The sequence below is a fragment of the Micromonospora sp. NPDC007208 genome, assembly GCF_042869175.1.
Lineage (GTDB): Bacteria > Actinomycetota > Actinomycetes > Mycobacteriales > Micromonosporaceae > Micromonospora > Micromonospora foliorum.
The window spans coordinates 549740-573605 of record NZ_JBIAFG010000003.1 but is presented as its reverse complement, the minus strand read 5'-3'; the positions used below and the strand labels follow the sequence as shown (position 1 = coordinate 573605).

General features: G+C 71.4%; 22 protein-coding genes, 1 pseudogene and 1 riboswitch. Of the genes and pseudogenes, 19 read left to right on the top strand and 4 right to left on the bottom strand.

Annotation, left to right across the window (positions count from 1 at the left end; genetic code table 11):
* Nucleotides 1–5: 5 nt before the first annotated feature.
* The 8 genes from infA to truA all read left to right on the top strand — a co-directional run bounded on the left by infA (nt 6) and on the right by truA (nt 4828).
* The gene (gene infA / locus ACFYL6_RS09030; RefSeq protein ID WP_007073013.1) at nt 6–227 is read left to right on the top strand and encodes a translation initiation factor IF-1; all 222 of its coding nucleotides are present in this window, start codon (nt 6–8) and stop codon (nt 225–227) included.
* A 91-nt stretch (nt 228–318) separates the two neighbouring features.
* On the top strand, nt 319–432 hold the full coding sequence (gene rpmJ, locus ACFYL6_RS09025) for a 50S ribosomal protein L36 (RefSeq protein WP_043965539.1): 114 nt from the start codon (nt 319–321) through the stop codon (nt 430–432).
* Nucleotides 433–698: 266 nt separating this feature from the next.
* The gene (rpsM, locus tag ACFYL6_RS09020; RefSeq protein ID WP_030329917.1) at nt 699–1079 is read left to right on the top strand and encodes a 30S ribosomal protein S13; all 381 of its coding nucleotides are present in this window, start codon (nt 699–701) and stop codon (nt 1077–1079) included.
* 87 nt (nt 1080–1166) lie between these two features.
* Nucleotides 1167–1574 carry a 30S ribosomal protein S11 gene (gene rpsK / locus ACFYL6_RS09015; protein WP_030329919.1) on the top strand — a complete coding sequence of 136 codons (408 nt, stop codon included), beginning with the start codon at nt 1167–1169 and terminating at the stop codon, nt 1572–1574.
* Nucleotides 1575–1587: 13 nt separating this feature from the next.
* Nucleotides 1588–2214, top strand: a complete 627-nt coding sequence (gene rpsD, locus ACFYL6_RS09010) for a 30S ribosomal protein S4 (RefSeq protein ID WP_238679500.1) — start codon at nt 1588–1590, stop codon at nt 2212–2214.
* 98 nt (nt 2215–2312) lie between these two features.
* Complete coding sequence (locus ACFYL6_RS09005) at nt 2313–3335, top strand: DNA-directed RNA polymerase subunit alpha (RefSeq protein WP_007465227.1); 1023 nt, start codon at nt 2313–2315, stop codon at nt 3333–3335.
* Between the two features lie 34 nt (nt 3336–3369).
* Nucleotides 3370–3930, top strand: coding sequence for a 50S ribosomal protein L17 (rplQ, locus tag ACFYL6_RS09000; RefSeq protein ID WP_387169473.1), 561 nt, complete (start codon nt 3370–3372; stop codon nt 3928–3930).
* 67 nt (nt 3931–3997) lie between these two features.
* Nucleotides 3998–4828: a tRNA pseudouridine(38-40) synthase TruA gene (gene truA, locus ACFYL6_RS08995; RefSeq protein WP_387169471.1), complete on the top strand. Its 831-nt coding sequence runs from the start codon at nt 3998–4000 to the stop codon at nt 4826–4828.
* A gap of 12 nt (nt 4829–4840) precedes the next feature.
* Here truA and ACFYL6_RS08990 read toward each other — a convergent pair whose 3' ends face one another.
* Entirely contained in the window at nt 4841–5980 is a 1140-nt protein-coding gene (locus tag ACFYL6_RS08990) for a hypothetical protein (RefSeq protein WP_387169469.1), read from the bottom strand.
* Nucleotides 5981–6082: 102 nt separating this feature from the next.
* Here ACFYL6_RS08990 and ACFYL6_RS08985 point away from each other — a divergent pair, with 102 nt between their 5' ends.
* The 3 genes from ACFYL6_RS08985 to ACFYL6_RS08975 are packed head-to-tail and all read left to right on the top strand — an operon-like array spanning nt 6083 to nt 9408.
* A complete protein-coding gene (locus ACFYL6_RS08985) occupies nt 6083–6688 on the top strand; it encodes a class I SAM-dependent methyltransferase (protein WP_387169467.1) in 606 nt (201 codons plus the stop codon).
* 41 nt (nt 6689–6729) lie between these two features.
* On the top strand, nt 6730–8409 hold the full coding sequence (locus ACFYL6_RS08980; RefSeq protein WP_387169465.1) for an ABC-F family ATP-binding cassette domain-containing protein: 1680 nt from the start codon (nt 6730–6732) through the stop codon (nt 8407–8409).
* 36 nt (nt 8410–8445) lie between these two features.
* Entirely contained in the window at nt 8446–9408 is a 963-nt protein-coding gene (locus ACFYL6_RS08975; RefSeq protein ID WP_387169463.1) for an aldo/keto reductase, read from the top strand.
* A 74-nt stretch (nt 9409–9482) separates the two neighbouring features.
* Here ACFYL6_RS08975 and ACFYL6_RS08970 read toward each other — a convergent pair whose 3' ends face one another.
* Together ACFYL6_RS08970 and ACFYL6_RS08965 are read right to left on the bottom strand one after the other, a co-directional pair.
* Nucleotides 9483–10028, bottom strand: a complete 546-nt coding sequence (locus tag ACFYL6_RS08970; protein WP_387169461.1) for a hypothetical protein — start codon at nt 10026–10028, stop codon at nt 9483–9485.
* 71 nt (nt 10029–10099) lie between these two features.
* The gene (locus tag ACFYL6_RS08965; RefSeq protein WP_387169459.1) at nt 10100–15931 is read right to left on the bottom strand and encodes a ThuA domain-containing protein; all 5832 of its coding nucleotides are present in this window, start codon (nt 15929–15931) and stop codon (nt 10100–10102) included.
* 313 nt (nt 15932–16244) lie between these two features.
* Nucleotides 16245–16354: riboswitch (TPP riboswitch) on the top strand.
* Here ACFYL6_RS08965 and ACFYL6_RS08960 point away from each other — a divergent pair.
* From ACFYL6_RS08960 to thiC, 7 genes and pseudogenes are all read left to right on the top strand, one after another.
* Nucleotides 16349–16975 carry a thiamine phosphate synthase gene (locus tag ACFYL6_RS08960; protein ID WP_387169456.1) on the top strand — a complete coding sequence of 209 codons (627 nt, stop codon included), beginning with the start codon at nt 16349–16351 and terminating at the stop codon, nt 16973–16975. (Overlaps the previous riboswitch by 6 nt.)
* Nucleotides 16972–18126, top strand: coding sequence for a glycine oxidase ThiO (gene thiO / locus ACFYL6_RS08955; protein ID WP_387169532.1), 1155 nt, complete (start codon nt 16972–16974; stop codon nt 18124–18126). The genes ACFYL6_RS08960 and thiO overlap by 4 nt, the downstream gene beginning before the upstream one ends.
* Nucleotides 18117–18317: a sulfur carrier protein ThiS gene (gene thiS / locus ACFYL6_RS08950; protein ID WP_387169454.1), complete on the top strand. Its 201-nt coding sequence runs from the start codon at nt 18117–18119 to the stop codon at nt 18315–18317. Before thiO ends, thiS begins: the two co-directional genes overlap by 10 nt.
* Nucleotides 18314–19093, top strand: coding sequence for a thiazole synthase (locus ACFYL6_RS08945; RefSeq protein WP_387169451.1), 780 nt, complete (start codon nt 18314–18316; stop codon nt 19091–19093). Before thiS ends, ACFYL6_RS08945 begins: the two co-directional genes overlap by 4 nt.
* Nucleotides 19090–19689, top strand: a pseudogene (locus ACFYL6_RS08940) (thiamine phosphate synthase); the annotation flags it as partial. The gene ACFYL6_RS08945 and the pseudogene ACFYL6_RS08940, both read left to right, overlap by 4 nt.
* A gap of 137 nt (nt 19690–19826) precedes the next feature.
* A complete protein-coding gene (gene thiD / locus ACFYL6_RS08935) occupies nt 19827–20612 on the top strand; it encodes a bifunctional hydroxymethylpyrimidine kinase/phosphomethylpyrimidine kinase (RefSeq protein WP_387169448.1) in 786 nt (261 codons plus the stop codon).
* A 17-nt stretch (nt 20613–20629) separates the two neighbouring features.
* The gene (thiC, locus tag ACFYL6_RS08930; protein ID WP_387169446.1) at nt 20630–22222 is read left to right on the top strand and encodes a phosphomethylpyrimidine synthase ThiC; all 1593 of its coding nucleotides are present in this window, start codon (nt 20630–20632) and stop codon (nt 22220–22222) included.
* A gap of 91 nt (nt 22223–22313) precedes the next feature.
* Here the strand turns inward: thiC and ACFYL6_RS08925 are convergent, their stop codons facing one another.
* Nucleotides 22314–22559, bottom strand: coding sequence for a hypothetical protein (locus tag ACFYL6_RS08925; protein ID WP_387169443.1), 246 nt, complete (start codon nt 22557–22559; stop codon nt 22314–22316).
* A gap of 604 nt (nt 22560–23163) precedes the next feature.
* Here ACFYL6_RS08925 and ACFYL6_RS08920 point away from each other — a divergent pair.
* Nucleotides 23164–23866 (top strand): hypothetical protein (locus ACFYL6_RS08920; protein ID WP_387169439.1); only part of this gene is annotated, 703 nt, incomplete at its 3' end.

The window sequence follows — 23866 nt, the reverse complement described above, 5'->3', positions numbered from 1 at the left end:
AGGACATGCCGAAAAAAGACGGAGCCATTGAGATCGAGGGTCGGGTCATCGAGCCCCTGCCGAACGCCATGTTCCGGGTGGAGCTCGCGAACGGCCACAAGGTGTTGGCTCACATCAGCGGCAAGATGCGGCAGCACTACATCCGCATCCTTCCGGAGGACCGGGTCGTCGTCGAACTTTCGCCGTACGACCTGACCCGCGGGCGCATCGTCTACCGCTACAAGTAGTCCTGACGACGGCCGGGAAGTCCCGTGTCCGTCTTCGACGTCCGGTGTCGCGCAGAGCGCGTCCCCGGGCCAGATGGGAAGTAAGGCAACCGTGAAGGTCAAGCCGAGCGTCAAGAGGATCTGCAACAAGTGCCGGGTTATCCGCCGGCACGGCCGGGTCATGGTCATCTGCAGCGACCCGCGCCACAAGCAGCGCCAGGGCTGACTCAGCCCGTCCGGCCGGAGCACGGCCGGGTGGCGTTGGTCCAGGCAGATCCCCAGCGACACACACATCACACATGCTCGTCCCAGCCGCGAGCGGTACGCCAGACGTACCTCTGCGTGGCTGACCCCCGGTCGGAGGCCGGGGCCCGCTTGGGCAGCGACCGATCCCGGTCGCCGGCGCGAACCGCGTCGGAAAGACGGGACGGCCGGTAGCGGGGTGGGACGGGTCCACACCTCCGCCACACATCACGAGGAGTACGCCCGCACATGGCACGTCTAGTCGGCGTGGATCTCCCCCGCGAGAAGCGGTTGGAGATCGCGCTCACCTACATCTTCGGGGTCGGTCGCACCCGCGCCCTGGAGACACTCGCCGCCACCGGCATCTCGCCGGACAAGCGCGCTCGGGACCTCACGGACGAGGAGCTCGTGCAGCTCCGCGACCACATCGAGGGCAACTACAAGGTTGAAGGCGACCTGCGCCGCGAGGTCGCCGCTGACATCCGCCGCAAGGTTGAGATCGGCTGCTACGCCGGCATCCGGCACCGCCGGGGCCTGCCCGTGCGTGGCCAGCGGACCAAGACCAACGCCCGGACCCGCAAGGGCCCGAAGCGGACCGTCGCCGGCAAGAAGAAGCCCGGCAAGAAGTAGTTCTTAACCGGATGACGGGGCCGGCCGCCGCCGAGGTGGGTCAGGCCGCAACCCAATCCGGAAAGTCAACTAGGAGCGCACAGACTTATGCCACCGAAGGCTCGTGCCGGAGCCGCTGTAAAGAAGGTCCGGCGCAAGGAACGCAAGAACGTCGCCCACGGGCAGGCGCACATCAAGAGCACGTTCAACAACACCATCGTGTCCATCACGGACCCGACCGGTGCGGTCATCTCCTGGGCCTCCGCTGGCCAGGTCGGCTTCAAGGGCTCCCGCAAGTCGACTCCGTTCGCCGCGCAGCTGGCCGCCGAGGCTGCCGCGCGTCGCGCCATGGAGCACGGCATGCGCAAGGTCGACGTGTTCGTCAAGGGTCCCGGCTCCGGCCGGGAGACCGCCATCCGTTCGCTGCAGGCAGTGGGCCTCGAGGTCGGGCAGATCGCCGACGTCACCCCGCAGCCGCACAACGGGTGCCGTCCGCCGAAGCGTCGCCGGGTCTGAGAGGTAGAGAGAGATGGCTCGTTACACCGGTGCAGACTGCCGCCGTTGCCGGCGGGAGAAGATGAAGCTGTTCCTCAAGGGCAGCAAGTGCGATGGTCCGAAGTGCCCGTTCGAGTCCCGGCCGTTCCCGCCCGGGCAGCACGGCCGCGGCCGCACCAAGGAGACGGAGTACCTGCTCCAGCTCCGCGAGAAGCAGAAGGCCCGCCGGGTTTACGGCGTGCTGGAGAAGCAGTTCCGCGGTTACTACGAGGAAGCCGTTGGCAAGCAGGCCAAGACCGGTGAGGTCCTCCTGCAGATCCTCGAGTCGCGGCTGGACAACGTCGTTTACCGGGCCGGCTACGCCCACTCGCGGGACATGGCCCGCCAGCTGGTCAAGCACGGTCACTTCACGGTGAACGGCAAGAAGGTCGACATCCCGTCGTACCGCGTCAAGGAGCACGACATCATCGAGGTTCGGGGCAAGAGCAAGGAGCTCACCCCGTTCATCGTCGCGCAGGCTCAGGCCGGTTCGCGGACGGTTCCGGCGTGGCTTGAGGCCATCCCGAGCCAGATGAAGGTGCTCGTGCACTCCCTCCCGGCCCGGCAGGTCATCGACACGCAGGTCCAGGAGCAGTTGATCGTCGAGCTCTACTCCAAGTAGTCCGAGCTCGTTCGGTGGCCCGCCCTTCGGGGCGGGCCACCGGAACAGTTTGTGTCGTGGGCGTCAAATAGCGGGCGCCCCGGAAGAGAAGAGAAAAGATGCTCATCAGCCAGCGACCCTCCCTCTCCGAGGAGTCGATCAACGAGACCCGGTCCCGGTTCGCCATCGAGCCGCTGGAGCCGGGCTTCGGCTACACCCTGGGTAACTCGCTGCGGCGTACGCTGCTGTCGTCGATCCCGGGTGCGGCCGTCACCTCGATCAAGATCGACGGTGTGCTGCACGAGTTCACCACGATCCCCGGTGTCAAGGAGGACGTGGTCGAGCTCGTCATGAACATCAAGGAGCTGTGCGTCAGCTCCGAGCACGACGAGCCGGTCAGCATGTACCTGCGTAAGCAGGGCCCGGGCGACGTGACCGCGGGCGACATCCAGCCGCCGGCCGGCGTCTCGGTGCACAACCCGGATCTCAAGCTCGCCACCCTGAACGGCAAGGGCCGGCTCGACATGGAGCTGACCGTCGAGCGGGGCCGGGGCTACGTGACGGCGGCGCAGAACAAGCAGTCCGGCGCGGAGATCGGCCGGATCCCGGTCGACTCGATCTACTCGCCGGTGCTGAAGGTGACCTACCGCGTCGAGGCGACCCGTGTCGAGCAGCGGACCGACTTCGACCGGCTGATCATCGACGTCGAGACCAAGCCGTCGATGGGTCCGCGTACCGCGTTGGCCTCCGCCGGTTCGACGCTGGTGGAGCTGTTCGGGCTGGCCCGGGAGCTGGACGAGACCGCCGAGGGCATCGACATCGGGCCGTCCCCGCAGGACGCCCAGCTGGCGGCGGACCTTGCCCTGCCGATCGAGGAGCTGGACCTCACCGTCCGCTCCTACAACTGCCTCAAGCGCGAGGGCATCAACTCCGTTGGTGAGCTCATCGGGCGTACCGAGGCCGACCTCCTCGACATTCGCAACTTCGGCCAGAAGTCGATCGACGAGGTCAAGATGAAGCTCGCCGGGATGGGTCTCGGGCTGAAGGACTCGGCTCCGAACTTCGACCCGGCGCACGTCGTGGACACCTTCGGCGAGGCCGACTACGACACCGACGACTACCGCGAGACCGAGCAGCTCTAGTCCGCGCTGCCGCCACAACTGAGGAGCACCAAAAATGCCCACGCCCACCAAGGGCCCCCGCCTCGGCGGCAGCCCCTCGCACGAGCGGCTGATGCTCGCCAACCTGGCGACCGCGCTGTTCCAGCACGGCAAGATCCAGACCACCGAGACGAAGGCCCGGCGGCTGCGCCCGCTGGCCGAGCAGCTCATCACCAAGGCCAAGCGCGGTGACCTCGCCTCGCGGCGGCGTGTGCTGGGTGTCGTCAAGGACAAGGACGTGGTCTACGCCCTGTTCGACCAGATCGCGCCCCGGTACTCCAACCGCCCCGGCGGTTACACCCGGATCGTGAAGACCGGTCCGCGCAAGGGTGACAACGCGCCGATGGCCATCATCGAGCTGGTGGAGGAGCTTCAGGTCGCCGAGCCGAAGGTGAACAAGAAGACCGCCGCCCGCAAGGCCGCGCAGCAGGACAAGGTCGAGGCGCTCGCCCCGGCCGAGGAGGCCCCGCGGTCGGAGAACGCCGACCAGGACGCCGAGGCGCCGGTCTCGGCGTCCGGCGACACCGCTGCGGCGCGCGAGGACAGCGACCTCGCCACCGAGGAGAACAAGGCCTGATCCAGGCATCGTTCGGGCCCGGCACCCCATCGGGGTGTCGGGCCCGACCCGTAACGGGAGGTACAAGGTGGACGAGCGGATCCGGCTACGGCTGGACGTCTCGTACGACGGCACCGACTTCTCCGGCTGGGCCGCCCAGCCGACCCGGCGCACCGTCGCGGGGGTGCTCGTCGAGACCCTGGACCTGGTCCTCGGCGTCGGTACGGCCACCGGGCTGACGGTGGCCGGACGGACCGACGCGGGGGTGCACGCCACGGGGCAGGTGTGCCACCTGGACCTACCGGTGGAGGTGTGGCGACAGCACGAGGGACGACTGCTGCGTCGCCTGGCCCGGCTGCTCCCCACCGACGTGCGGGTACGCGCGATGACCGAGGTGCCGGCCGACTTCGACGCCCGGTTCTCGGCCACCTTCCGGCGCTACGAGTACCGGGTGACCGACGCGCCGTTCGGTGCGGAGCCGCTGCGCCGGCACGAGGTGCTGGCCTGGCCGAAGCCGTTGGACCTGACCGCGCTGAATGCCGCCGCGGCCGGTCTGGTGGGGGAGCACGACTTCGCCGCGTACTGCCGGCGCAAGGAGCACGCGACGACGCTGCGCGAGGTGACCCGGCTGGACTGGCGTCGCGACCCGGACGGGCTCCTGGTCGCCACCGTGCAGGCCGACGCGTTCTGCCAGGCGATGGTGCGCAGCCTGGTGGGGGCCATGCTGGTGGCCGGGGACGGCCGCCGCCCGGTGGAGTGGCCGGGCACCCTGCTCACTCAGCGGGAGCGGTCCAGTGAGGTGACCGTGGCCCCCGCGCGCGGGCTGACCCTGGTCGCCGTCGGCTACCCGGCCGATCCGGCCGAGTACGCCCACCGCGCCACCCTCACCCGCCGGCTGCGGGTCCCGATCGAGGGTTGACGGCCCGCAGGGTCAGTCGCCCGGCAGGTCGCCCTGGTTCGCGTTGCTGCCGGTCGGGGCCGCCGTCGGTTGTGCGGCGGTGCCACCGTCGGCGCGGCTCTGCAGCACGCCCCGGCTGAGGTGCAGCTCGATCATGTCGAACAGGATCTCGCGGACCTTGGCGTCACCCGCCTTCACCGGTGCCCCGTCCTTGCGGACCACCAGGGCGTACGCCAGGTAGTGGCCACGGACCTGCCAGCCGACGCGGGCCGGGGCGCTGGCCAGGACGTCGGTGCCGTCGCCCTCGTCGCCGGTGAGGCCACGGAATCGGCCCTGCCGCTCGTCGAGCAGTTGCCGGAGCCGGTCGCGGACTCGTTCCGCGCTGACCTTGTCGGTGAGGTTGAACAGGCCGGCGGTGACCAGGTGGCCGCCGTCGGGCGTACTCAGCGTGGCCCGGACGACCTGGTTGCAGCCGAGCCGGACCAACAGGTCGGCGACCTCGTCGGTGGCGGCGACGGCGCAACTGCCGCTGGACTGGGTCTTGAGCACCTGGTAGCTCGGCTGGCCGTCGGTGAGCTTCAGCTCCTTGCCGGGGAAGAGTTCCTTGGCGGTGAGCGGGGCCTGGTCGGTGTCGCGGGAGTCGAGGGCCAGCCGTTCCGCCGCAGCCGACGTCGGGGCGGCGTTCGGCTGGTACGTCGGGTTGGTCTGCGGCTGCTGCTCGTTGCGGTCCATGAGCAGCGCGGCGGCACCCAGGCCGCAGAGGGCGAGCAGCACCAGGACGGCTGCGCCGCCGATCAGTACCTGCCAGAGTCGGCCGCCGCCGCGCCGGCCGGACGGTTCCACCGGAGTCGCCGAGGTGTAGATCTGGCTGCGAGGCGGTGCGGGCGGGATGTCGGCACGAGTCGGCAGTGGCTGCGGCACGTCGCCGCGAGCCGGCACGGGTTGCGGCACCTCGGCACGAGCCGGCACCGGCTGGGGCACATCGGCGCGAGCCGGCACGGGCTGCGACGAGGGCAGCGAGAGCTGGTTCGGCCGGGGCAGCGACGGCGTGGGGAAGCGCGACGGAGAGGGCCCGGCCGGCGGGGGCGGACCGGCGCCGAGCACCGACAGGTCGGACCCGGGCTCCGGGTACTCCTCGAAAGCGTCCTCATCGGACTGGTACCGATACACCATGTCGCCCAGACTAAGAGCCATTGTCCCTTTAGGGGGTAATTTCGGGGAAATGTGCGTGCGGGCCGTGTCGGGTCCGCCCGAGACCGGTGCGAGAATTGCCGGGTGACCGGCGACCACTACTTCACCGCTCAGCCCACCAGCGACGCCCCGGCGCGCGAGGTCGAGTTCTCCGTCGCCGACCGCGACTACCGGCTCACCTCGGCCGGCGGAGTCTTCTCCGCCAGTCGGCTCGACCCGGGCACCGCGGTGCTTCTGCGTAAGGCCGAGCTGCCCGCCGCCGACACCTGTGGCGACCTGCTCGACCTCGGCTGCGGTTTCGGGCCGATCAGCTGTGTGCTGGCCGACCTCGCGCCCACGAGCACCATCTGGGCCGTCGACGTCAACGCCCGGGCCCGCGAGTTGACCTCCGCCAACGCGGCCCGGATCGGCGCTGCCGACCGGGTCCGGGTCAGCGCGCCGGACGACGTTCCGGACGGTGTCCGCTTCGCCCAGCTCTGGTCGAACCCACCCATCCGGATCGGCAAGGACGGGCTGCACGACCTGCTGCTGCGCTGGCTGCCCCGACTCGCCCCGGACGGCGTCGGCTGGTTGGTCGTCGCCCGGCACCTCGGCGGTGACTCACTGCAACGCTGGCTCACCGAGCAGAGCTGGCAGGTCGAGCGGTACGCCAGCCAGAAGGGCTTCCGGGTGCTGCGCGTCACCCGGTAATTGGATGTACCCCCCGACCCTCACTGGGGCAGGATCCCGGCGTGGGATACGTGGACGTGGCAGCGGTCGGGCACATCCTGCCCGACGGTCGGGAACTCTTCGCCGACGTGTCGTTCCGGGTCGGGGAGGGCAGCAAGGTTGCCCTGGTCGGGCCGAACGGCGCGGGAAAGACGACGCTGCTGAGGATGGTCGCCGGCGACCTGCCGGTGCGCAGCGGCGTCGTCGCGCGGGCCGGCGGACTGGGCGTGATGCGCCAGTTCATCGGCATGATCGGCGATGAGTCGACACTCGCCGACCTGGCGTTGTCGCTGGCCCCACCGTCGCTGCGCGACGCCGGTCGGCGGCTCGGCGAGACCGAGGCGGCCATGCGGGCGGCCGAGGCCCACGGCAAGTTCAGCAACGCCGCGGGCAAGGCCCAGCTGGCGTACGCCGACGCGCTCGGCGCCTGGGGCGAGGCCGGCGGGTACGACGCCGAGGTGCTCTTCGACACCGTCACGACCATCGTGCTCGGCCAGCCCTGGGACGCCGTACGGGACCGGCCGGTGCGTACCCTCTCCGGCGGCCAGCAGAAGCGCTTCGCCCTGGAGTTGCTGCTGCGCGGCCCGGACGAGGTGCTGCTGCTCGACGAACCGGACAACTTCCTCGACGTGCCCGGCAAGCGCTGGCTGGAGGCGCGACTGCGCGAGTCGACGAAGTCGGTGCTCTACGTCTCGCACGACCGCGAGCTGCTGGCCCAGAGCGCCGACCGGGTGGTTGCCGTCGAGGGTGGCAGCGCCTGGGTGCACCCGGGCGGCTTCGCCAGCTGGCACGAGGCTCGGGTGGCTCGGCACGCCCGCCTCGACGAGCTGCGCCGGCGCTGGGACGAGGAGCACCAGAAGCTGCGTGAGCTGATGCTGATGTACAAGCAGAAGGCCGCGTACAACGACGGGTTGGCCTCGCGCTACCAGGCCGCGCAGACCCGGTTGCGCAAGTTCGAGGAGGCCGGGCCGCCGCCCGTACCGCCGAAGGACCAGGACATTCGGATGCGGCTCAGCGGCGGGCGGACCGGCAAGCGCGCGGTCGTCTGCGAGCAGCTGGAGCTCGACGGCCTGACCTTCCCCTTCGACCTGGAGATCTGGTACGGCGACCGGGTGGCGGTGCTCGGCGCCAACGGCACCGGCAAGTCGCACTTCCTGCGGCTGCTGGCCCGGGGCGGCACCGACCCGGACCCGGCGAACGGGCCGGTCGACGGGGCGGGGGCGCTCGCTCCGGTGGCGCACGACGGCACGGCCCGCCTCGGTGCCCGGGTCCGACCCGGGCACTTCTCCCAGACCCACGACCGGCCAGAGCTGATGTCGAAGACGCTCGTCGAGATCCTCTGGCGGGGCGACGAGCACCGCACCGGGATGGACCGGCACGCGGCGATGGGGGTGCTCAGCCGCTACGAGCTGGCCGCGCAGGGCGACCAGCGCTTCGGCACGCTCTCCGGAGGACAGCAGGCCCGGTTCCTGGTGCTGCTGCTGGAGCTGTCCGGGGCGACCCTGCTGCTGCTCGACGAGCCCACCGACAACCTCGACCTGGCCAGCGCGGAAGCGCTCGAAGCGGGCCTGAACGCCTTCGAGGGCACGGTGATCGCGGTCACCCACGACCGTTGGTTCACCCGCTCCTTCGACCGGTTCGTGCTGTTCCGAGGCGACAGTGAGGTGGTGGAGACCCCGGAACCGGTCTGGGACGTCGGGTGAGCGGTCCCCGGCGACGGTGCGTCCGGCCGGCATAGGGTGGATCTCGTGACTGATATGACCTATCGCCGGCTGGGCGACTCCGGGCTCGTGGTGTCCGTGGTCGGCATCGGCTGCAACAACTTCGGCCGCAAGCTCGACCTCGACGGCACCCGGGCGGTGGTGGACGCCGCCCTGGACGAGGGGATCACCCTCTTCGACACCGCCGACATCTACGGCGAGCCGCAGGGCAGCTCCGAGGAGCTGCTCGGGCAGGCGCTCAAGGGGCGTCGGGACGACGTGGTGGTGGCCACCAAGTTCGGCATGGACATGAACGGCCTCAACGGGCCGGACTTCGGCGCCCGGGGCGCGCGGCGCTACATCGCCCGCGCCGTGGAAGCGTCGCTGCGCAGGCTCGGCACCGACCACATCGACCTGTACCAGATGCACGAGCCCGACCCGGGCACCCCGATCGACGAGACCCTCGCCGCCCTGGACGACCTGGTCCGCGACGGCAAGGTGCGCTACCTGGGCAACTCCAACTTCGCCGGCTGGCAGATCGCCGACGCGGACTGGGTCGCCTCGTCCAACGGCCGGTCCCGCTTCATCAGCGCGCAGAACCACTACAGCCTGGTGGAGCGCTCGGTGGAGACCGAGGTGATCCCGGCGTGTGAACGGTTCGGCCTCGGCATGCTGCCGTTCTTCCCGCTCGCCAACGGTCTGCTCACCGGCAAGTACAAGCGCCAGGCTCAGCCGCCGGCCGGCAGCCGGCTCTCCGGTGGTGGCCGGTACGCGGAGCGGCTCGCCGCTGCCGACTGGGACACCATCGAGGCGATCGAGGCGTACGCCTCCGAGCGGGGTCTGACGATGCTCCAGGTGGCGATCGGTGGGCTGGCCGCCCAGCCGGCGGTGACCTCGGTGATCGCCGGTGCCACCACGCCCGAGCAGGTGCGTGCCAACGCCGCCGCCGGCACCTGGGAGCCCAGCGACGAGGACCTGGCGGCCCTGCGCGCCGTCCTCTGAGCCGAACGACAGCGGGCCGGGCCGCTCGTCGCGGCCCGGCCCGGTCGTTGTCGCTGCGCTGGAGCGCTGCTCGGTCAGTCGGTGCGGCGGCGGCCGAACAGCATGGCCACCCCCATCGCGGCGGCGACGAGCACGAGACCGGCCGCCGCGAACGGCCACCAGTCCGCTCCGCCGCCGTCCGCCGGCTCGGTCACCGCGACCGGCTTGGGCGCTGGCGGTGACTGCGCCGCCCGGGCCTGCACCGTGGCGGTGGCCTTGCTCTGCAGCGGAGCGGGGGAGTTCACCGTCACCTTCCAGGTGCCGGTGGAAAGCACCGGGCCGCTGCTGTAGAAACCCTGCCCCTCGGGCTGCGGCTCCAGTTGCACCGGCCCGACCCGCTGCCCGTCCGGGCCGGTGGCGGTGAGGACCAGCCGCACCACCTGCTCCAGCCGACGACCATCGGCGTAGCTGGCCTGGATGGTGACGCCCTGAGCCCCGTCGCCGGCCACCGTGAGTTTGAGCTTGTCGGCCTGCGCCGCCCGGGCGGCCTGAGCGGCCTGAGCCGCCGCCGGGGCGGCGGCGGACAGGGTCAGGGCCAGTCCGGCGAACACGGCGGCCAACACCTTGCGGATACCCGTCACGGACATCCCCTCCCTACCGATGAGGGAGGCCCCTCCCCGACGCCGTAGCGCCGGGGAGGGGCCTCGTCGGATCAGAGCTGGCGACCGGGTGCCAGCCGGGTGGCATCGCCACCGAGCCGCCCGGTGCCCTTGACCGGGTCACCGTCGTTCGCCTTGACCCCGGCCTTGCTGGCTGCGCCGCCGAGTCGAACGATCATGGCGTCGGCGTCCCGGATCAGGACGTTCCGAACCTCCGCCTCAGGCACCAACGTGGCGTCGGAGGCGAGCGTCCGGAACGCGGTCAGCTGCCGGACGGCCGCCTTGTCGTCGCCGGCCGCCTCGGACGCGCGAACAGCGTCGAGCTTGTTCGACAGCTGCTTGTGCGCCTTGGTCGAGAGCCGCCCCGTCGCCTTGAACCGGTCCAGCAGACTCTGCATGTCCCGGAACGAGGTGGTGACGAAGAACCGGACCGTCGAGGTGGTCTTGTTGCCCGCCTTGTCGGTCGCGGTCACGGTCAGCTCGTGCAGGCCGAGCGACAGGTCGTACATGGCCTGCAGGGTGCCGCTCGTGTACGCCTGGCCGTCGAGTTGGCCGACCACGCTCGCGATGCCCGAGGTCGGGTCGACGGCCTGCCAGGACACCCGAACGTCCTGGCTGTCACCGTAGAGCTGGCCGTCGGCCAGCCCGGACACCAGCAGCGTCGGCTTGGTGCCGTCGATGCGCAGCACCGCCGACTTCAGCGTCTCGACGTTGCCCGCCTTGTCCGTCGAGCGGAACAGCAACTCGTGCTGCCCGTCACCGGTCACCTCGACCGGAGTCGAGTACGGCGTCCACGCGCCACCGTCCAGCGACCACTCGACCGTCTTGACGCCGGATCCGGCGTCGGTCGCGGCCAGCACGACCGGGATGGTCCCGTTGTGCCAACCGGCGTCGTTCGCCGGAGCGAACGTCGCCGAGGTCACCGGCGCGGTGGCGTCGATCTTGACCGAGACGGTCTTGGTCGCCTCCACGTTGCCGGCCTTGTCCGTCGAGCGGAACCGAAGCTCGTGCTCGCCGTCCCCGCTGACCGCCACCGGAGCGGTGTACGCCGTCCAGGTGGTGGCACCGTCCAGCTGGTACTCCGTACCGGCGAGCCCGCTACCGCCGGCCTCGTCGGCACCGGTGAGCGTGATCGTCAGCGGCCCGGTGTGCCACCCCTCGATCGGGGTGCCGGAAACCGCCGCGGTGGTGACCGGCGCGGTCTCGTCGGCCACCTTCGTGCTGAGCCGGAAGTAGTCGAACGAGGCGGTCTTCGACGCCGTCTGTGCGGCGCCGAGGGTGAAGAGCCCGACCTTCGGGGTGGCCCCGACCGCGCTGTTGGTCAGCGCCGTCAACGCGGTCCAGGTCGTCCCGTCGGCCGAGTACGACGCGGTGAACGTGTCGCCCGTGCGGGCCAGCCGCAGGTGCCACACCGCCGAGGTCAGGTTGCCCGCCTCGGGCTGCGGGTTCTGGACCACCCCGGCGATCTCGCTGCGGAACTCGATCCGCCGCGTCACCGCCTGGCCGGCCTGGTTGTCCGCGATGAAGTCGAACTTGACGTAGTTGTCGTCGTCGGCCTGCACGAGCAGACCGGCCTGCTGGTACTGCTCGTTCAGCAGACTGCCGTCGACCTTCGTCTCCAGGGTCCAGTCGCCGGACGGCGCGGTCTGGAGGATGAAGTTCTTCGGCCCGGTGTTGTCGGTGCCGTAGATGTCACCGTTGGGCACGTCGATCCGCAGCGCGCCACCGGTGACCCGGTAACCGCTCGGGTCCTCCCGCGTGATGGCGTCCCACCGGCACTTGTCCAGCGTGCTGCCGGTGAACTCGTCCGACGGGTCGACCGGGCCGGCCGGAGCGTCCGGCGTGACCTGGAACGAGTCGAACGCGGCGTCGACAACCGGCGCCTCGGTGCCTCCGTTGAGCGCGAAGACCCCGATCCGCGGGTTGGTGATGCCGGCGAGCGCGGCCGAACGGCCGACCGGGGTGAAGGTCTGCCCGTCGCCCGAGGCGGACGCGGTCAGGTTCGTCCCGTCGCTGGTGATCCGCAGGTACACGGTGTCACCCGCCGGTGCGTTGGTGGCGTCGGCTGCCTCGTTGCGAGGCGTGGCCGCCGTCTCCCGGATGAACTCCACCCGCCGGCTGCCGTTGTACAGCAGGTCCAGCTTGGCGTAGTTGTCGTCGTCGCCGTACACCAGAACGCCGGCCTGCTGGTAGTTGGCCGTCACCGGCAGGGTGACCTTGGTGGTCATCTCCCACGCGCCGGTCGGGGCCGCCTGGAGCACCAGGTTGGTGGCGTCGTTGCGAGCGCCGTAGAGGTCACCCACGCCGGTGGGCAGCCGCAGCGCGCCGCCACTGAGCGAGTAGAGCTGGTTCTCCCGGACCACGCTGGTCCAGCGCTCCTTGTCGAGGCTGTTGCCGTTGAAGTCGTCCGAACGCGCCCCGAAGCAGGACGTGTCGGGAGCGTCGACCCGCACCGGCACGGTGGCGTACGACTTGGCGCCCTTGCTGTCGGTCACCGTGAGGGTGGCCGTGAAGGTGCCCGGGCTGGTGTAGGTGTGGCTGGCGTCCAGAGTGGTCGCCGTGCCTCCGTCACCGAAGTCCCAGGCGTACGTCAGCGGGGTGTCGCCCTCGGCGTCGGTGGCCGTGCCGTCGAAGGCGACGGTGACCGGTGCGGTGCCGGTGGCCGGGGTGGCCGTGGCGCTGACCACCGGCGGCCCGTTCTCGGTGACACCGCGGCCGACGAAGTCCATCCAGTTGACGTTGAACAGCGAACCAGTTCCGCCGTTCGGGTCGCGGGCCAGGAAGTACAGCGAGCCGCTCGCGGCGCCGGTGACCGGTGCGCTCACGTCCGTGTACGTCTGCCACGCGCCGGTGGACGGTACGACGGCCGTGGCGACCACCGGTCCGTCAACCGCACCCGCGCGAACCTCGATCCGACCGCCAGCGGCGGCGGAGGCGGCCCGGAACCGGATCTCGGTGATGTTGGTCAGGTCCGCCGGGGCGAGCGACCACCAGTCGCCGTCCTCGATGAACGCGACGCTCTGGCCGCCACCGGCGGTGTCGGCGCCGGCCTCCCGCTGCACGCCGGCGTCTCCGCCGCCGGTGCTCACCGGTGCGCGCCCGGTGGCGGTGAAGAACTCGGCCTGCTTGCGCTTGGGCTGGAGCACCTCGATCGCGCGGCCGGTGAGCGGGCTGGCCCCGCCGGTCCCGCCACCGTCGGTGTAGGTGGCCTCGAAGACCGCGAAGACGTTCGCCTCGGCGCCGTGCCCGGAGGCGAGCGACGTCTGCACCGTGCCGGTGCAGCCGGTGTGCTGCTCCAGCGGGTGGGCGTGCTCGTCGTGGCCGAGCAGCACCTGGAGGTTCACCTTGGCGCAGTCGATCTGCCCGTCCTCCGGGTCGGTCACCTTGATCGAGTAGCGGACCTGGTCGCCCCACTCGAAGAACCCACCGTCCGGCGGGAACTCGATGGTCACCGTCGGCGCGGTGTTGCCCACCGTGACCGGTACGTTGGCCACCGCGGTACGACCCTTGGGGTTGGTGACGGTGAGCTGGGCGGTGTAGTTGCCCGCCGTGGCGTACGTGTGGGTCGGGTTGGCCTCGGTGGAGGTCTGCCCGTCGCCGAAGGCCCAGGCGTAGGTGAGCGTGCCACCGTCCGGGTCCCGGGAGCCGGCGCTGGAGAACTCGACAGTCAACGGCGCGGCGCCCGACGTCGGGGTCGCGGACGCCGCCGCGATCGGTGCCCGGTCACCGGCGGTGTAGTCGATCCGGTAAACGCCGGAGTTGTCGTTGTTGCCGCCGAAGCCGCTGCCCCACTCGATCAGGTACAGCGCGCCGTCCGGGCCGAACTCGAAGTCCATCGGCCGGACCATGCTCATGCCGGTGAGCAGCTGGTTGATGTCCACCAACGACTTGCCGTCGGGGGTCACCTGCATGGTGTACATCTTGTTCTGGTTCCACTCGCCGAGCAGAGCCTTGCCGTCGTAGTACGCCGGCCACTTGCGGTTGGAGTTGAGGTCGGCGTCGTACCGGTAGACCGGGCCGCCCATCGGGGCGCCGCCGCCACCGATCTCCGGGTAACGCGCGTCACCGGCGTACCCGTAGTCGACCGTCGCCGGGACCACCGGCGGGAGGTTGGTCAGGCCGGTGTTGTTGGGCGAGTTGTTCACCGGCGCGGCGCAGTCGAACTTCGCGCCGCTCGGGCCGGACGGGAACGTGTAGTCGTTGTACGCCTCGTTCGTGCCCGTGCAGTACGGCCACCCGTAGTTACCGGGGGTCACGATGTTCCACTCGACCAGACCGCGCGGGCCGCGGGTCGGGTTGTCCGCGTTGGCGTCCGGCCCGTAGTCCGCGACGTACAGCGTGTTGGTCTTCGGGTCGGTGCCGATCCGGAACGGGTTGCGGAAGCCCATCGCGTAGATCTCGGGACGGGTCTTCTCGGTGCCCGGCGCGAAGAGGTTGCCGGCCGGAACGGTGTACGTCCCGTCGTCCTCCGGGTGGATCCGGATCACCTTGCCGCGCAGGTCGTTCGTGTTGGCCGAGGTGCGCTGCGCGTCGTAGTCCTGGCGTCCCGCCCGCTCGTCGATCGGCGTGTACGAGTTGGACTCGAACGGGTTGGTGTTGTCACCGGTGGCCAGGTAAAGGTTGCCGTCGCCGTCGAAGGTCATGCTGCCGCCGGCGTGGCAGCAGGTGTTGCGCTGGGTGTCGACCCGCAGCACCTGCTTCTCGCTGGCCGGGTCGATGGTGTCACCGGTCACGGTGAACCGGGACAGCAGGTTGCGCGTGACACCGTCGTTCGGGGCGTAGTACAGGTACACCCACTTGTTGGTGGCGAAGTCCGGGTCGAGCCGGATGCCGATGAGACCGTCCTCGTTACCGGTGAAGACGTCCAGGTCGACGGCGGTGACGGTGTTGCCGGTGTCCGGCTTCACGATCTGCACGCGACCGTCGCGCTCGATGTAGAAGACCCGCCCGTCCGGGGCGATGTCCAACTCCATCGGGTTGCTGGTGTTGCTGTCCAGCGCGACCTTCTCGAAGTTCGAGGTCTTCGAGGCGCCGCAGTCGGCGTTCTCGACACCGGCCGCGGTGCGGATGCCGCCGAGCAGGTGGGAGAGGAACTCGGGCTCCGCGTACGACTCCCGGGTGTGCCCGAGCCCCGTGTACCAGGAGCGGCCACCGTCGTAGTCCTGACACCAGGCGACCGGGTGGTCCGCACCCATCGCGCCGGCACCGGCGGTGTAGCTCTTCTCGTCCAGGCTGGCCAGCACGTGCACGTCCGGCCGGGGGTTGGTCTGGTAGTTGTACCACTCGTCGAACCGGGACCACCGGTCCGGCAACCCGGCCGTGGACGGGTGGGCGTGGTCCTCCACCTTGACCGTGGCCTGCTGGTTCTGCGGGTGGTTGGCGAAGTACGCGCCGACCAGGTCGCCGTACCAGGCCCAGCTGTACTCGGTGTCCGACGCGGCGTGGATGCCGACGTAACCGCCGCCGGCCTTCACGTAGCGCTCGAACGCCGCCTGCTGGTCGGCGTTGAGCACGTCACCGGTGGTGGAGAGCCAGATCACCGCCTTGTACTTCGCCAGGTTGGCGTCGTTGAATGCGGCGCCGTCCTCGGAGTTGTCCACGGTGAATCCGTTGGCAGCGCCGAGCTGTTGGATGGCGGCGATGCCGGTGGGGATGGAGTCGTGCCGGAAGCCGGCGGTCTTGGAGAAGATCAGGACGGAGAAGGGATCGGCCGCGGCCTTCGGCGCCTTCGGCACCACCTGGCTGACCGGGGCTGCGGCTTGCGCATCCCGTGGGGGGACCTGGGCGGCCGCCTGGGCGGGCGCGCCGAACAGGGTGGTCGAGGCCATGGCCAGGGAGATAAGGGTTGCGGTGATGGGTACGCGGGCACGACGAGAACGGGACACGCCGCCTCCTGTGTCGTAGTTGACAGGGCTCGCGGGAGTCGGCTCGCCGAAGGCCGTCCCTGATGGAGCCGGTGGTCACACCGTGCGAGGGTGCCTCCACCGACATTTTGTCGAATCGCTGAACAAATTAATTCGGCTGGCTCGATGTCGGGCAAGATGCGGACGGGTAACGGTTCTGCAACGAGGGGCGACATTCCGAACAGGACCGCATGAAGTGCCCCATGGATCTTGGTCGTTCTGGTGCGGCCCGGCCCACCGGCCGCCGTCGACCCCGCGCCTTGGCAGGCCGGCGGATCTGTCGTACGGTGACACGCAAGTAACCCACGGGAGCCCGGTGTACCGGGCTGAGAGGGGGGCTGACAGCCCCCGACCGTCGAACCTGATCCGGGTAATGCCGGCGCAGGGAGGAGCGTTGCCGTGCCGTCCCTGGGGCGATTGCATCTCATCACCGACACCCGACCCGGTCGCGACCCACTCGCCGTGGTTCGCGCCGCCCTCAGCGTGGCCCACGCCGACCTGGTGGTGCAGGTTCGGGTCGAGGACTCCGCCACCGACCGCGAGGCGTACGACCTGACCCGGCGGGTGCTGGCGCTCTGCGCGCCGTACCGGGCGACCTGCCTGGTCAACGACCGGTTGCACGTGGCGCTGGCGGCGGGCGTCGCCGGTGGGCACGTCGGCGCCGACGACCTGCCGGTCGACGCCGCCCGCCGGGTGCTCGGCCCCACCGGTGTGCTGGGCGCCACCGCCCGCGCGCCGGGCCCGGCGCGCGAGGCCGTCGCGGCGGGGGCCAGCTACCTCGGCGTCGGGCCGTGCCACACCACCAGCACCAAGACCGGCCTGCCGGACCCCATCGGGCCCGCCGGGGTACGCGCCGTCGTCGACGCCGTCGGCGTCCCGGTCATCGCGATCGGCGGAGTGACCGCCGCCCGGGTGCCCGCGCTGCGGGCCGCCGGGGCGTACGGGGTGGCGGTGGTCGGTGCCGTCTCCGCCGCCGCCGACCCGGCACTGGCGACCGCCGAGCTGATCGAGGCCCTGACGTGCTGACCGGCCGGTCCCCGTCACCGCCGTCGCGCGACCGGGTCCGGCCGGACGTGGCAGTGGTGGGGGCGGGGCCGATCGGGCTGGCGATCGCCTGGCGTTGCGCCGCGCGCGGGCTGCGTGTGGTGGTGCACGATCCGGCGCCCGGCTCGGGGGCGTCGGCGGTGGCCGCCGGCATGCTCTCCCCGGTCGCCGAGGCGTACTTCGGTGAGCGGGAGCTGAGCGGGTTGCTGCTGGCGTCCGCAGCCCGCTGGCCGGCGTTCGCCGCCGAGTTGACCGAGACGACCGGAGTCGAGATCGGCTACCGGACCGAGGGCACCCTGATGGTCGGGCTCACCGGCGACGACCTGGCCGAGGCGCGCCGACTGTGGGCGTACCAGCAGGGGTTGGGCCTGCCCGTGACGCCGCTGCGCCCCAGTGAGCTGCGCGACCGCGAACCGGCGCTCGCCCCACGGGTGCGTGGCGGCGCGCTCGCGCCCACCGACCACCAGGTCGACCCCCGGCTGCTGGTGCCGGCGCTGCGCGCGGCCGCGCAGTCGGCCGGCGCGGTGCTCGTGCCGCATCCGGTCCGATCTCTGTCCGATGTGGACGCCCAGGTCACCGTGGTCGCCGCCGGCTGCGGGGCCGCCGCGCTCACCGGCCTGCCCGTGCGGCCGGTGAAGGGCCAGATCCTCCGGCTCCGCGCGCCCGACGGCGTCGCGCCGGGCTTCCGGCACGTGATCCGGGGGTACGCCGACGGCGAGCACGTCTACCTGGTGCCCCGCGCCGACGGCGAGGTCGTGCTCGGCGCGACGGTCGAGGAGCGCTCGGACACCACGGTCACCGCCGGCGCCGTGCAACGGCTGCTGCGCGCCGGGGTCGACCTGCTGCCCGAACTGGCCGAGTACGACCTGGTGGAGGCGGTCGCCGGGCTGCGCCCGGGCACCCCGGACAACGCGCCGATCCTCGGGCCGCTGCCCGACCTACCGGACGTCCTGGCCGCCACCGGGCACCACCGGCACGGCATCGTGCTCACCCCGATCACCGCCGACCTGATCGCCGATCTGGTGCTCGGCGGCGTACCCGACCCGCTGCTCGCGCCCTTCCGGGCCGACCGCTTCGGCGTGGCCGCGTCGGGCGGACCTGAACCGACGAAGGAGGGGGACCGGTGGAGTTGACGGTGAACGGGTCCGGGCGCAGCGTCGCCGCTGGTGCGTCCGTGGCGGACCTGGTCCGCGACCTCGTGCCGCACCCACGCGGGGTGGCGGTCGCGGTCAACGGCGAGGTGGTGCCCCGGACCGGCTGGCCGGCCCGGGCGCTGCGCGACGGTGACCGGGTCGAGGTGCTCACCGCGGCGCAGGGCGGGTGAGCGCCGTGCCGTTCGAGCTGGGTGGGGAGACCTTCACCTCACGGCTGATCCTCGGCACCGGCGGCGCCGCGAACCTGCACGTCCTGGAGCAGGCGATCCGAGCGTCCGGAACCGAGCTGGTCACCCTGGCGCTGCGCCGGGTGGGCACCGCGCCGGGCTCCACCGGCGGGCTGCTGGAGCTGCTGGACCGGTGTGGCGTACGCCTGTTGCCGAACACCGCCGGGTGCCACACCGCGACCGAGGCGGTGAAGGTGGCCCGGCTGGCCCGGGACGCGTTCGACACCGACTGGGTCAAGCTGGAGGTGATCGGCGACGAGCGGACACTCCTGCCCGACGGGGTGGAGCTGCTCGGCGCCGCCGAGGAGTTGGTCTCCGACGGCTTCACCGTGCTGCCGTACACCAGCGACGACCCGGTGCTCGCCCGTCGCCTCGCCGACGTGGGCTGCGCCGCGGTGATGCCGGCCGGCTCGCCGATCGGTTCGGGGCTCGGCATCGGCAACCCGCACCACATTCGACTCATCCGGCAGGGTGTGGACGTGCCGGTGATCCTCGACGCTGGCATCGGCACCGCGTCCGACGCGGCGCTGGCCATGGAGTTGGGCTGTGACGGGGTGCTGCTGGCGAGCGCGGTCACCCGGGCGGCCGACCCGGTGGCGATGGCCACCGCGATGCGGTACGCGGTCGAGGCCGGCCGTCTGGCCGCCGGCGCGGGTCGGATCGAGCGCCGCTTCCACGCGCTCGCCTCCACCCCGGACGAGGGAAGACCCGACCTGTGACCCCGCCGTCCGGGATTGTCGTGTTGACCGACCGGCTCGTCGCGCGGGGCGGGCTCGACCGGGTCGTGGCCGGCGCCGTGGCCGGGGGAGTGCGCTGGGTGGTGCTGCGGGAGAAGGACCTGCCCGGCGCCGAACGCGCCGCCCTCGCCGCCGAGCTGCGCGCGATCCTCGCCGACGTTGGCGGAACCCTCATCGTGGCCGGCCCCGACCCGCTCGGCGGCGACGCCGTGCACCTGCCCGCCGCCGGCCCGTACCCGCCGCCGACGCACGGCCTGGTCGGCCGCTCCTGCCACAACGAGGCCGAGCTGCACCGCCTGACCACCGAGCACTACGCCACCATCTCCCCGGTCTGGCCCACCAAGACAAAACCGGGCTACGGCCCACCCCTGGAACCAGACGGGCTGCGAAAGCTGGTCGAGGCCACCCCCGTGCCACTGCTGGCGCTCGGCGGAGTCGAGACACCAGGACAGGTGACCGCCTGCGTCCAAGCAGGAGCCACCGGGGTGGCAGTGCTGGGCGCACTAATGCGAGCAGAAGACCCCACCGAAACAGCGGCGAGTCTGACCAGAGCCTTCAAAGAGGCGGTCACCCCTGGGCTGACCCAAACCCGGCGCGGGGTCACCCAGGTCTCCACGTCAGGGCTGCGGCCGACCGTGCCCACGCAGGGATCAAGCCTGACCGCCCGGAGTGGGCACGGTCGGCCGCAGCCCCAAACCGCAACCAGGGAAAAACAATGACGCCGAGCACCATCCTCACCATCGCCGGCTCAGACTCCGGCGGCGGAGCGGGTATCCAGGCCGACCTCAAGGTCTTCGCCGCGCTGGGCGCGTACGGCACCAGCGTCCTCACGGCGGTCACCGCGCAGAACACCCGGGGTGTCGACGCGGTGCTGCCGCTGCCCCCGCGCACGGTCACCGAGCAGTTGGACAGCGTGCTCACCGATTTCACCGTCAGCGCGGTGAAGACGGGGATGCTGGGCACGCCGGCGATCGCGGACGTGGTGGCCGAGGCGGCCCGGCACGGCCGGCTGCCTCAGCTCGTCGTCGACCCGGTGCTGGTCGCCACGAGTGGTCACCGGCTCGGCGTGGTGGGCGCGGTGGAGCGGCTGCTGCCGTATGCCAGGGTGGCGACCCCGAACTGCGCGGAGGCCGCGGCGATCACCGGACGCCCGGTGGACGACGTGGCCGCGATGGTCGTGGCCGCCGAGGCCCTGGTGGCCGGCGGCCCGGAGTACGTGGTGGTCACGGGCGGCGACCTGGACGGGGGTGAGGCGGTCGACGTGCTGCACGGCGACGGCGTCACCACCCTGTTGCGCGCACCCCGGGTGACCACCCGGCACACCCACGGCACCGGGTGCTCGTTCTCGGCGGCGATCGCGGTGCGGCTCGGTCTGGGCGATCCGGTGCCGGCCGCCGTGGGGGCCGCCAAGGAGTACGTGCTCCGTGCGCTGACTGGCGCACGGGGCTGGGAGCTGGGCGCGGGGCGCGGGCCGCTGAACCACTTCGGCTGGTCCGCTTGATCACCAGGGAGGCTGTCATGCACGCACGAGGCAAGGTGTACGTCGAGGGTTCGCGGCCGGATGTCCGGGTGCCGTTCGCGGAGGTGGGGCTGACCGGAGACCTGCCACCGGTGCGGCTCTACGACACGTCCGGCCCGGGGTCGGACCCGGAGGTGGGGCTGCCCGCGTTGCGCGGACCGTGGATCGCCGAGCGGGGTGATGTGGCGCCGGTGCGGGGTGCGGGCACGCCGCTGGCCGGTGTGGACGGTCGCCGGCCCACCCAGCTCGCGTACGCGCGGGCCGGTGTGGTGACGCCGGAGATGGAGTTCGTGGCGATCCGGGAGAACGTGGACCCGGAACTCGTGCGGGCCGAGATCGCCGCCGGTCGGGCGGTGCTCCCGCTCAACGTCAACCACCCGGAGTGCGAGCCGGCGATCATCGGTAAGGCGTTCCTGGTCAAGGTGAACGCCAACATCGGCACCTCGGCGGTCAGCTCGTCGGTCGCCGAGGAGGTGGAGAAGCTGACCTGGGCCACCCGCTGGGGCGCGGACACCGTGATGGACCTGTCCACGGGCAAGCGGATCCACGAGACCCGTGAGGCGATCGTGCGGAACTCGCCGGTGCCGATCGGGACGGTGCCGATCTACCAGGCGCTGGAGAAGGTCGGCGGCGACCCGGTGAAGTTGAGCTGGGAGGTGTTCCGGGAGACCGTGATCGAGCAGGCCGAACAGGGCGTGGACTACATGACGGTGCACGCCGGGGTGCTCCTGCCGTACGTGCCGCTGGCCGTGGACCGGGTGACCGGGATCGTGTCCCGAGGCGGTTCGATCATGGCGGCGTGGTGTCTGGCGCACCACGAGGAGAACTTCCTCTACACCAACTTCGAGGAGCTGTGCGCGCTGCTCGCGCGCTACGACGTGACGTTCTCCCTCGGTGACGGGCTGCGCCCCGGCTCGATCGCCGACGCCAACGACGAGGCGCAGTTCGCCGAGCTGCGCACCCTCGGCGAGCTGACGAAGGTCGCCTGGGCGTACGACGTCCAGGTGATGATCGAGGGCCCCGGCCACGTACCCATGCACAAGATCAAGGAGAACGTGGACCTTCAGCAGGAGTGGTGCCACGAGGCGCCCTTCTACACGCTCGGTCCACTGACCACCGACATCGCGCCCGCGTACGACCACATCACCTCGGCGATCGGCGCCGCGATGATCGGCATGTTCGGCACCGCGATGCTCTGCTACGTCACCCCGAAGGAGCACCTCGGCCTGCCGGACCGGGACGACGTGAAGGCGGGCGTGATCGCGTACAAGATCGCGGCACACGCGGCGGACCTGGCCAAGGGGCACCCCGGCGCGCAGGCCTGGGACGACGCCCTGTCGAAGGCGCGGTTCGAGTTCCGCTGGGAGGACCAGTTCAACCTCTCACTGGACCCGGAGACGGCGCGCTCGTACCACGACGCGACCCTGCCCGCCGAGCCCGCCAAGACCGCGCACTTCTGCTCGATGTGTGGCCCGAAGTTCTGCTCCATGAAGATCACCCAAGAGCTCAAGGAGTACGCGGCGCGCGGCATGAAGGACAAGTCGGAGGAGTTCGTCTCCGGCGGCAGCCGGGTCTACCTACCGCTCGCCTGACCCAGGTGAGTCGTCCCCGGGGCGTCCGTCTGGCGTCCCGGGGTGATCGACTCGGTGCGGCCCGCTGCCTGATGAGGTCAGTCGGGGTGGGTCATTCGCGGTGGTGTCGACCGGTGGAGCGCAACGACCGGCGGCCGTTGTCCTGCTCGGGCTCGTTGTCCGACACCGGCTTGCTCAGACCGGCGACCCAGTCGACGAATTCCTCGTCCTGGGTCGCCAGCGGCTCCGCTTCGTCCGACGCCTTCGGAGTCTCCTCGTCGGCGCGGAACCGGTTGCGGCAGAACAGCCCGCCGAGCCACCCTCGCCGGGAGATCTGCTCGGCCACCTTCGGAGGCATCGACGCTGCCGAAGTGGCGTCGGTGGGTGCCACATCGTCGACGCCGGTGGCGCTATCGGTAGCGCCGGTAGTGGTGGCACCGGAGGGCGCCCCCGCCGTGCCCGGGAAGTCCGGCGAGCCCTGGCGTTCGGCCGGGGCGGTCGTATCGTTGGCTTCGGTTGGCGCTGTCCGTGCCGTCGAGCTGTCCTGCGATCCCGCCGACCCGCCGCGCCGAGAAGTGTCGAATGCGTTCCAGGTGCCGGCCCGGCTCAGGTCCGGCAACGGTGCCCGATGCCGGGGCCTGGGCGTCGGCCCGGTCGGCTCGTCGGGCCGGCTCGGCCCCTCCGATGCCGTTGCCCCCGTTGCCTCCGGTCCGGAGGCCTGCGGTGGCACCGTCCACGCCGAGGTGACCGGCCAGGCCGACGGCGCGGGCGTCCACCGAGCCGCGTCCGAGTCACCGGCGGCGGTGTCCTCGAACAACCCTGCGGTGGGAACGTCCTTGGCGGCGGGCCGTGCGCTGTCGGTGCCATGACCTCCGGCGATAGCAGAATCGCTGGTCGGGGAGGTCTCGTCGGCCGGTGCCGCCTTGCTGCCCGTGCTGGCCTTCGGAGCGCGCGGGGATGCGGTGGCTTCCGCACCGGAGTGGCCGGTCGCGGTGTTCGGTACCGCCGGTGCTCGCGTCGCGCCGGTTGTGGTGGTCGGTGCTTCTGTCGCCCCGGTGCCGGTGGCGGTGGCGGTGGTCGGCGTCGGTGGGGCGTCGCTTCCCGTGGTCGGGGACTGCGGGGTGGCCGGCACCTGCGTCGCGTCGGCGGACGCCGAGGTGGCCTGCGCTCGCTTCGAGCCGGTGACGGGGGTGGTCGGCGCTCGCTTCGCGCCGGTTGCCGTGGTGCGGGCCGCTGCCGTGCCGGCGGCGGCAGCCGAGGCGACGTCGGAGGTCGTGCTCACCCGCCCGCCCAGGCTTCCCCGGCTGGACACCGGAGTGTCGGTGGCCGCGTCGGATCCGGTGCTGTCGGCTGACCTGCCCGGCCGGGTGCCATTCGTGGCGCTGCCGGTGGTGCCCTCGCGGGTGGTTGCCTCGCGGGTGGTCGTGTCGTCGGTGGTCGTCCCGTCAGTGGTCGTCTCGTTGGTGGCTGCCGAACCGGCAGGAGACGTGTCGCCAGGCGCGTCGGAGGCGGTGGCGTCGGTGCTGGCTTTCGACTTGCGGGATCGTCGCGGTTTGATCGTCAGCGGCGCCTCGCGCGTGCCGTCGTCGGCCGTGCCCGCGCTGCTCGTGCCCGTCGCGCCCGCGCTGGTCGCCTCCGTGCCCGTGCTCGACCCCGTGCCCGCGC

Coding starts and splice junctions, on each gene's coding strand:
- thiC (WP_387169446.1), top strand. CDS start 20,630: ATGCACGCACGAGGCAAGGTGTACGTCGAGGGTTCGCGGCCGGATGTC.
- ACFYL6_RS08990 (WP_387169469.1), bottom strand. CDS start 5,980: ATGGTGTATCGGTACCAGTCCGATGAGGACGCTTTCGAGGAGTACCCG.
- rpsD (WP_238679500.1), top strand. CDS start 1,588: ATGGCTCGTTACACCGGTGCAGACTGCCGCCGTTGCCGGCGGGAGAAG.
- infA (WP_007073013.1), top strand. CDS start 6: ATGCCGAAAAAAGACGGAGCCATTGAGATCGAGGGTCGGGTCATCGAG.
- rpsK (WP_030329919.1), top strand. CDS start 1,167: ATGCCACCGAAGGCTCGTGCCGGAGCCGCTGTAAAGAAGGTCCGGCGC.
- thiD (WP_387169448.1), top strand. CDS start 19,827: ATGACGCCGAGCACCATCCTCACCATCGCCGGCTCAGACTCCGGCGGC.
- rpsM (WP_030329917.1), top strand. CDS start 699: ATGGCACGTCTAGTCGGCGTGGATCTCCCCCGCGAGAAGCGGTTGGAG.
- ACFYL6_RS09005 (WP_007465227.1), top strand. CDS start 2,313: ATGCTCATCAGCCAGCGACCCTCCCTCTCCGAGGAGTCGATCAACGAG.
- ACFYL6_RS08925 (WP_387169443.1), bottom strand. CDS start 22,559: ATGCCTCCGAAGGTGGCCGAGCAGATCTCCCGGCGAGGGTGGCTCGGC.
- rplQ (WP_387169473.1), top strand. CDS start 3,370: ATGCCCACGCCCACCAAGGGCCCCCGCCTCGGCGGCAGCCCCTCGCAC.